Origin of the sequence: Azospirillum sp. TSO35-2, from assembly GCF_003116095.1 — a bacterium.
Classification (GTDB): Bacteria; Pseudomonadota; Alphaproteobacteria; order Azospirillales; family Azospirillaceae; genus Azospirillum.
This window is the reverse complement of the sequence record NZ_LGRA01000013.1, coordinates 791802-797801: the sequence shown is the minus strand read 5'-3', so window position 1 is coordinate 797801 and position 6000 is coordinate 791802. Positions and strand designations below refer to the sequence as shown.

6 protein-coding genes are annotated in these 6000 nt (G+C 73.9%); all 6 read right to left on the bottom strand.

What is annotated here, in order from left to right; genetic code table 11:
* Positions 1-193 precede the first annotated feature (193 nt).
* The 6 genes from TSO352_RS11025 to TSO352_RS11000 are packed head-to-tail and all read right to left on the bottom strand — an operon-like array spanning position 194 to position 5950.
* Positions 194-1429 carry an MFS transporter gene (locus TSO352_RS11025; RefSeq protein WP_109107345.1) on the bottom strand — a complete coding sequence of 412 codons (1236 nt, stop codon included), beginning with the start codon at positions 1427-1429 and terminating at the stop codon, positions 194-196.
* Positions 1426-2598, bottom strand: coding sequence for a thiolase family protein (locus TSO352_RS11020; protein ID WP_109107344.1), 1173 nt, complete (start codon positions 2596-2598; stop codon positions 1426-1428). The genes TSO352_RS11025 and TSO352_RS11020 overlap by 4 nt, the downstream gene beginning before the upstream one ends.
* Positions 2595-4073 carry an AMP-binding protein gene (locus tag TSO352_RS11015; RefSeq protein ID WP_109107343.1) on the bottom strand — a complete coding sequence of 493 codons (1479 nt, stop codon included), beginning with the start codon at positions 4071-4073 and terminating at the stop codon, positions 2595-2597. The genes TSO352_RS11020 and TSO352_RS11015 overlap by 4 nt, the downstream gene beginning before the upstream one ends.
* Positions 4066-4614, bottom strand: a complete 549-nt coding sequence (locus tag TSO352_RS11010; protein ID WP_109107342.1) for a biotin transporter BioY — start codon at positions 4612-4614, stop codon at positions 4066-4068. Before TSO352_RS11010 ends, TSO352_RS11015 begins: the two co-directional genes overlap by 8 nt.
* Before the next feature lie 26 nt (positions 4615-4640).
* A complete protein-coding gene (locus TSO352_RS11005; RefSeq protein WP_109107341.1) occupies positions 4641-5276 on the bottom strand; it encodes an energy-coupling factor transporter transmembrane component T in 636 nt (211 codons plus the stop codon).
* Entirely contained in the window at positions 5276-5950 is a 675-nt protein-coding gene (locus TSO352_RS11000; RefSeq protein WP_109107340.1) for an ATP-binding cassette domain-containing protein, read from the bottom strand. The genes TSO352_RS11005 and TSO352_RS11000 overlap by 1 nt, the downstream gene beginning before the upstream one ends.
* Between the last annotated feature and the right edge of the window lie 50 nt (positions 5951-6000).

Below are 6000 nucleotides of genomic sequence, written 5' to 3'. Positions count from 1 at the left end.
CGGGCGGCGGGGGCGGTTGCGATCCGGTACGCGTGACGGTTCTGCGCCGGTTCGGTGCCCCCCCCCCCTACCCCCCCCCCGCCTGTGGCGGGAGAGGGAACTCCGCCGCTCTTGCACCTACCCCCCTCTCCCGCGTGAGCGGGGGAGGGTTGGGGAGGGGGCAAAACGCGGCCGGCGAGGGGGCAAAGCCCTCCTACCGCCCGAGCAGCCGGTCCACCCGGCGCAGCGCCGGGAACAGCAGCGCCCACAGCCCGGCCAGCCCGATGGCGCCGACCCCGCCCAGCACCACGGCGGGGACGGCGCCCAGCAGGGCGGCGACGCTGCCGGATTCGAATTCGCCCAACTGGTTCGACGCGCCGATGAACAACGAGGTGACGGCGCCGACCCGCCCGCGCATGGTGTCGGGGGTGGAGAGCTGGATCAGCGTCTGGCGCACGAACATGCTGACCTGATCGGTGGCGCCGACCACCAGCAGGGCCAGGAAGGACAGCAGCGGGTCGGCCGACAGGCCGAAGGCGATGGTGGCGGCGCCGAACCCGGCGACCGCCACCAGCATCCAGCGCCCGGCGTGGCGCTGCACGCCCCAGCGGGTGATGATCATCGCCATGGCCAGCGCCCCCAGCGCCGGGGCGCTGCGCAGCAGCCCCAGCCCCCACGGGCCGACATGCAGCACGTCGCGGGCGTAGACCGGCAGCAGCGCCGTCGCCCCGCCCAGCAGCACCGCGAACAGGTCGAGCGAAATGGCCCCCAGGATCTCCGGCCGGCTGCGGATGAAGGCGGCGCCGGCCAGCAGGCTCGACCAGCTCATGGCGCGCCGGGTCATCGTCACCGGCCGCGGCCGGCAGGCGGCGATCAGCACCACCGACAGCGCCAGCATCGCTGTGCTGACGCCATAGACCGCCGCCGGACCGGCGATGTAGAGCAGCCCGCCCAGCGCCGGGCCGGAGATCTGCGCCACCTGCACCCCCGACGACTGCCAGGCGACGGCGTTGGGCAGATCCTCCACCGGCACGGTGGCCGACAGGATCGCCTGGTTGGCCGGCCCCTCGAACGCCTTGGCGGCGCCGATCAGCGCGACGATGGCGAAGATCGCCGTCGGCGACAACCAGCCGGCCATGGTCAGCAGGAACAGCGCGGCGATGGCGATCAGCTCCGTCGACAGGGCGCCGAACAGCACCCGCTTGCGGTCGTTGTTGTCGACGACATGGCCGGCGAACAGCACCAGCGCCAGGGTGGGCAGGAACTGGAACAGCCCGACCAGCCCGAGGTCGAGCGGGCTGTCGGTCATGGCGTAGACCTGCCAGCCGACCGCCACCACCTGCATCTGCAGCGCCAGCATCGAGCAGACCCGCGCGAACCAGAACAGGGCGAAGGCGCGGTGCCGGAAGGCGGAGCGGAAACTGCCGCCGGCCGGGGCCGAGACGCTCATGCGAAAGGCTCCAGAAGTGTGGCGAGACCCAGCCCACCGCCGATGCCGAGCGTCGCGAGGCCGCGGCGGGGCGCCGCGTCCCCGACCGAAAACAGCAGGTCGGAAAACAGCCGCGTCACCAGGATCGCGCCCGACGCGCCATAGGGGTGGCCGAGCGCCAGCGCGCCGCCGCCGGGGCAGACGCGGGCTTCGTCGATGCCCAGCGCGTCGAGGCTGGCCAGCACCTGGGCGGCGAACGCCTCGTTGAACTCGACTTGGCCGATGTCGGCGACGGTCAGGCCGGGATGGCGGGCCAGCAGCTTCGTCACCGCCGGGATCGGCCCGGTGCCCAGCAGCGCCGGTTCGACGCCGGCCGCCTGGCTGTCGACCACCAGCAACCCGTGGGTCAGGCCGAGCGCCCGGAACCGGCGCTCCGACACCACCGTGACCACGGCGGCGCCGTCGTTGAGCGGGCAGGCGTTGCCGGCGGTGACCGTGCCTCCCGGCCGGAACACCGGGCGCAGCGCGGCCAGGCGTTCCAGGCTGGTGTCGGGACGCGGGCACTCGTCGCGGTCGACGCGGCGGCCGTCGGGCAGGGTCAGCGCCACGATCTCGCGCGTGAAGCGGCCGGTGGCCTGGGACGCGACCGCCTTGCGGTGGCTGGTCAGGGCGTAGGCGTCCTGGCGCTCGCGCGTGATCCCGTACGCGGCGGCGACGTTCTCCGCCGCCTCGCCCATCGATGGGTCGCCGATGTCGTCGGGGGCGAAGCGGGCGCGGTCGTAGAAGGTTGGGCTGCGGTAGAGGCTGGACGGCTTGGCGACCCGCCAGGGCGCCGTGCTGGTGCTCTCCACCCCACCGGCCAGGAAGACGTCGCCGGCGCCGGCCTGGACCAGACGGGCGGCGAGGTTGATCGCCTCCAGCCCGGAGCCGCACTGCCGGTCCACCGTGACCCCCGGCACCGACACCGGCAGACCGGCCGCCAACGCCGACAGCCGGGCGACGTTGCCGCCGGGGCCGACCGCGTTGCCGAGCAGGACGTCGTCGACCTCCGCCGGGTCGAGCCCGGCATCGGCCAGCACGGCGCGGATGACCGGGCCGGCGAGGTCCTCGACCGGCAGGTCGCGCAAGATTCCGCCGATGCGGCCGACCGGGGTGCGGCGTGCGGCGACGATGATGGCCCGGTTGGTCATCCGACCACCTCCAGCCCGCCGTGGCGCGCCCGGTCGCGGACTTCGGCCCGGGCGATCTTGCCGCTGCCGGTCAGCGGCATGTCGGCCGCCGCGAACAGACGGCGCGGCGCCTTGTAGCCCTCCAGCCGGCCGTGGCACCAGCCGCGCAGCTCCGCCAGCGTGGCGCGGGCCGGCCCACGCCACCACACCACCGCCGACAGCGCGTCGCCCCAATAGGGGTCGGGCAGGCCGAACACCACCGCCTCCGCCACGGCGGGATGGGCGCGGAGTGCCGCCTCGACCTCCGCCGGGTAGACGTTCAGGCCGCCGGTGATGACCATGTCGCCGGCCCGGCCGACCAGCCGCAGCCAGCCGGACTCGTCAAACCAGCCGTAATCGCCGACGGTGCCCCAGCCGTCCCGCTCGCGGTAGCCGCTGCCGTCGGCCGGACCGAGGTAGCCGTCGCTGAGCATGGCGCTGCGCACCCAGACGGTGCCCGGCCGGCCGCGCTCCACCGGGTGACCGTCGTCGTCGCGCAGGCTGATGTCCACGCCGTGGAAGGGCCGGCCGACGCTGTCGGCGGGCGCCCCCTCGCGCGAGGAGCGCAGGCTGACGAAGCTCAACTCCGACGCGCCGTAATACTCCAGCACCACGGCGTCGGGGCACAGCGCCGCCAGCCGGTCATGCACGGCGGGGGCCAGCTTGGCGCCGGAGGACACCACGCGGCGCAGGGCCGGAAAGCGCATCCCGGCACGCTCGGCGGCGTCGAGGATGCCGACCAGCATCGTCGGCACCACGACCAGCGTGGTGACGCCGCGTCCGGCCAGCCGCGCCGCCGCGTCATCCGCGTCGAACTTCGGCTGGACCTCCACCGTCGCCCCGGCCGACAGCCCCTCCACCGCGCCGTACAGGCCGAGGCCATGGACCAGCGGCCCCGGCACCAGCACGATGTCGTCCGGACCGATGCCGAACTCGACCCGGCTGGCGGCCAGCGTGGCGAGCCAGGAACCCTGGTTGCGGATGAAGGCCTTCGGCCGCCCGGTGGTGCCGGAGGTGAATCCGACCAGGAAGGGCGTGCGCGGATCGACCGCCGGGATGTCCCAGCCGGCCGGCTGCGCCGCGATCCAGCCGGCGGCGCTGTCCGCCGTCAGGTGCAGGTCCGGCTGCAGCGTGTCGAGCGCCGCCGCGGTCTGCCCGGCGCTCCATTTCGGGTCGAGCAGACCGACCACGCCGCCCGCCGCGACGATGCCGAGGAACAGCGCCGGCAGTTCCGCCCGGTTGCCCAGGCTGAGCGCGACGCGCGGCGGCCGGCCGTCTTGGCCCAGGGTGGAGCGCAAGGCCGCCACCCCGGCGCCGGCTCGCCGCACCCGGTCGAGCAGCGCGCCGTAGCGGATGGCGGCACCGTCGAACACCAGCGCCGGATGGTCGGGCGTGCGCAGGGCCGCCAGGGCGAAGGGGCGGGCGAGGTTGTCCCCGCCGAGAGGGCGATCAGGCATGGATCGGCAGCACGCCGGCGCGGCGGACGGCGGAGGCGGCGAAGGCGGCGACGCCGGCCTTGATCAGGTCGCCCGGCACGAAGGCCAGGGTGCCGAAGGCCGCCTTCTCCAGCGACAGGCCGGCGACCAGCGACAGCCACGGAATGCCGCAGGCGTAGACCATCAGGATGCCGCCGGCGACGCTGACCGCGAACAGGCGCAGCGGGTTGGCGCCGGTGGCGAACCGCTCGGCCAGCCAGCCGGTGACGAAGGCGCCGAGCGGCCAGGACAGCACGAAGCCGCCGGTCGGCCCCATCAGCACGCCGATGCCGCCGCGCCCGCCGGCCAGCAGCGGCAGCCCGGCCGCCACCAGCAGCACGAACAGCAGCGCCGCCAGACCGCCGCGCTTGGCGCCCAGGATGGTGCCGGCCAGCATGACGCCCAGCGTCTGCGCGGTGACCGGCACCGGCAGGAAGCCCAGCGGGATCGGCGGCGCCATGCCCAGGCCGCCGAGCAGCGCGGCGAACAGGGCGCAGAGGACAAGGTCGCGGGTCGACAGCATGCTTGCGGTTCCTTCGGAGGGTAGCGTCATCGGTGTGGTCCGGGTTCTGGTCCGGGATCGGCCGGGTCGTAGCCGCGCGCCTCCAACGCGGCGGTCAGATCATCGGCCATGGTGAGAATCTTGACCAGCAGCGGAACGAACAGGGCGGCTATGTTGCGTTCGACGCCCCGCGCGCGCTGGGCCATGCGCACCTCGCGCACCTGATCGCCCAGCAGGGGGATGAAGCGGATGGTCAGCGCCAGCATCAGCGCCATCTTGGCCGGGTTGACGCCCAGCGGGCGCAGGCGGGCGAACAGCCGCTCGAACAGCTCGACCATGTCCATGACGCGGGTGGTCAGCGTGACCAGCGTCGCCAGCAGGATCAGCGCGGCGAAGCGGGCGACGGCGATGGCGGTGTCCTCCCAGCCGGTGCCGGCCAGCAGCGCCTGGAACCCGAACAGCAGCGTCAGCATGACCACCGGCGACCGCAGCTCGCGCAGCACCCGGCCGGCCGGCAGCTTCGCCGCCACCAGCACGCCGGCGCCGGCCAGCCCGGCGGCCAGCGCCCCCCACCCCCCCGGCAGCGCCAGCACGACGAGCGTCAGCAGCAGAAGCCCGCCCATCTTCACCCCCGCCGGCAGGCGGTGGATGGCGGAATCCCGGTGCAGGTACAGCCCCAGCATCAGCCGAGCCGCGCGACATAGGCCGGCACCGCGTCGGCCGGCGGGCCGTCGGCGACGATCCGGCCATCCTCCAGCACCAGCGCCCGGTCGAAATCCTTCACCATGTCGAGGTCGTGGGTGACGACGATCACCGTCTGCGGCAGCCCGCGCAGCAGCTCGATCACCTTGCGACGGTTGCGCAGGTCGAGCAGGGTCGTCGGTTCGTCGAACACCACGTGGGCCGGCTCCAGCACCAGCACCCCGGCGATGGCGAGCAACTGCTTCTCGCCGCCGCTCATCTGGTGGGCCGGCTGGTGGCGGTAGCGGTCGAGGCCGTAGCGCTCCAGCGCCGCCGACACCCGGCGGGCGATCTCGTCCTTGGGCAGGCGGCGGGCCCTGAGGCCGAAGGCGAGGTCTTCCTCCACCGTCGGGTAGACGATCTGGGTGTCGGGATTCTGGAAGACGAAACCGACCCGCTGGCGGACCGCGCGGCCGTCACGCCTGGTGTCCAGCCCGTCGACGGCGACGCTGCCCGCCGTCGGCACGATCAGGCCGTTCAGCAGGCGGGCGAAGGTGCTCTTCCCCGACCCGTTGCCGCCGAGGATGGCGATGCGCCGTTCCGTCAGTCGCAACGACAGGTCGTGCAGCACGGGGCGGTCGCCATAGGCGTGGGTGACGGACCGGAGTTCGATCATGGACGGCAGCGGGGCTTTCGCGTTGCGATTCTGTTGCGCGCGAAAGGTTC

What these genes read in the sequence shown, in the direction of transcription:
- TSO352_RS11020 (WP_109107344.1), bottom strand. Translation starts at nt 2,598, where the DNA reads ATGACCAACCGGGCCATCATCGTCGCCGCACGCCGCACCCCGGTCGGC.
- TSO352_RS11000 (WP_109107340.1), bottom strand. Translation starts at nt 5,950, where the DNA reads ATGATCGAACTCCGGTCCGTCACCCACGCCTATGGCGACCGCCCCGTG.
- TSO352_RS11005 (WP_109107341.1), bottom strand. Translation starts at nt 5,276, where the DNA reads ATGCTGGGGCTGTACCTGCACCGGGATTCCGCCATCCACCGCCTGCCG.
- TSO352_RS11025 (WP_109107345.1), bottom strand. Translation starts at nt 1,429, where the DNA reads ATGAGCGTCTCGGCCCCGGCCGGCGGCAGTTTCCGCTCCGCCTTCCGG.
- TSO352_RS11015 (WP_109107343.1), bottom strand. Translation starts at nt 4,073, where the DNA reads ATGCCTGATCGCCCTCTCGGCGGGGACAACCTCGCCCGCCCCTTCGCC.
- TSO352_RS11010 (WP_109107342.1), bottom strand. Translation starts at nt 4,614, where the DNA reads ATGCTGTCGACCCGCGACCTTGTCCTCTGCGCCCTGTTCGCCGCGCTG.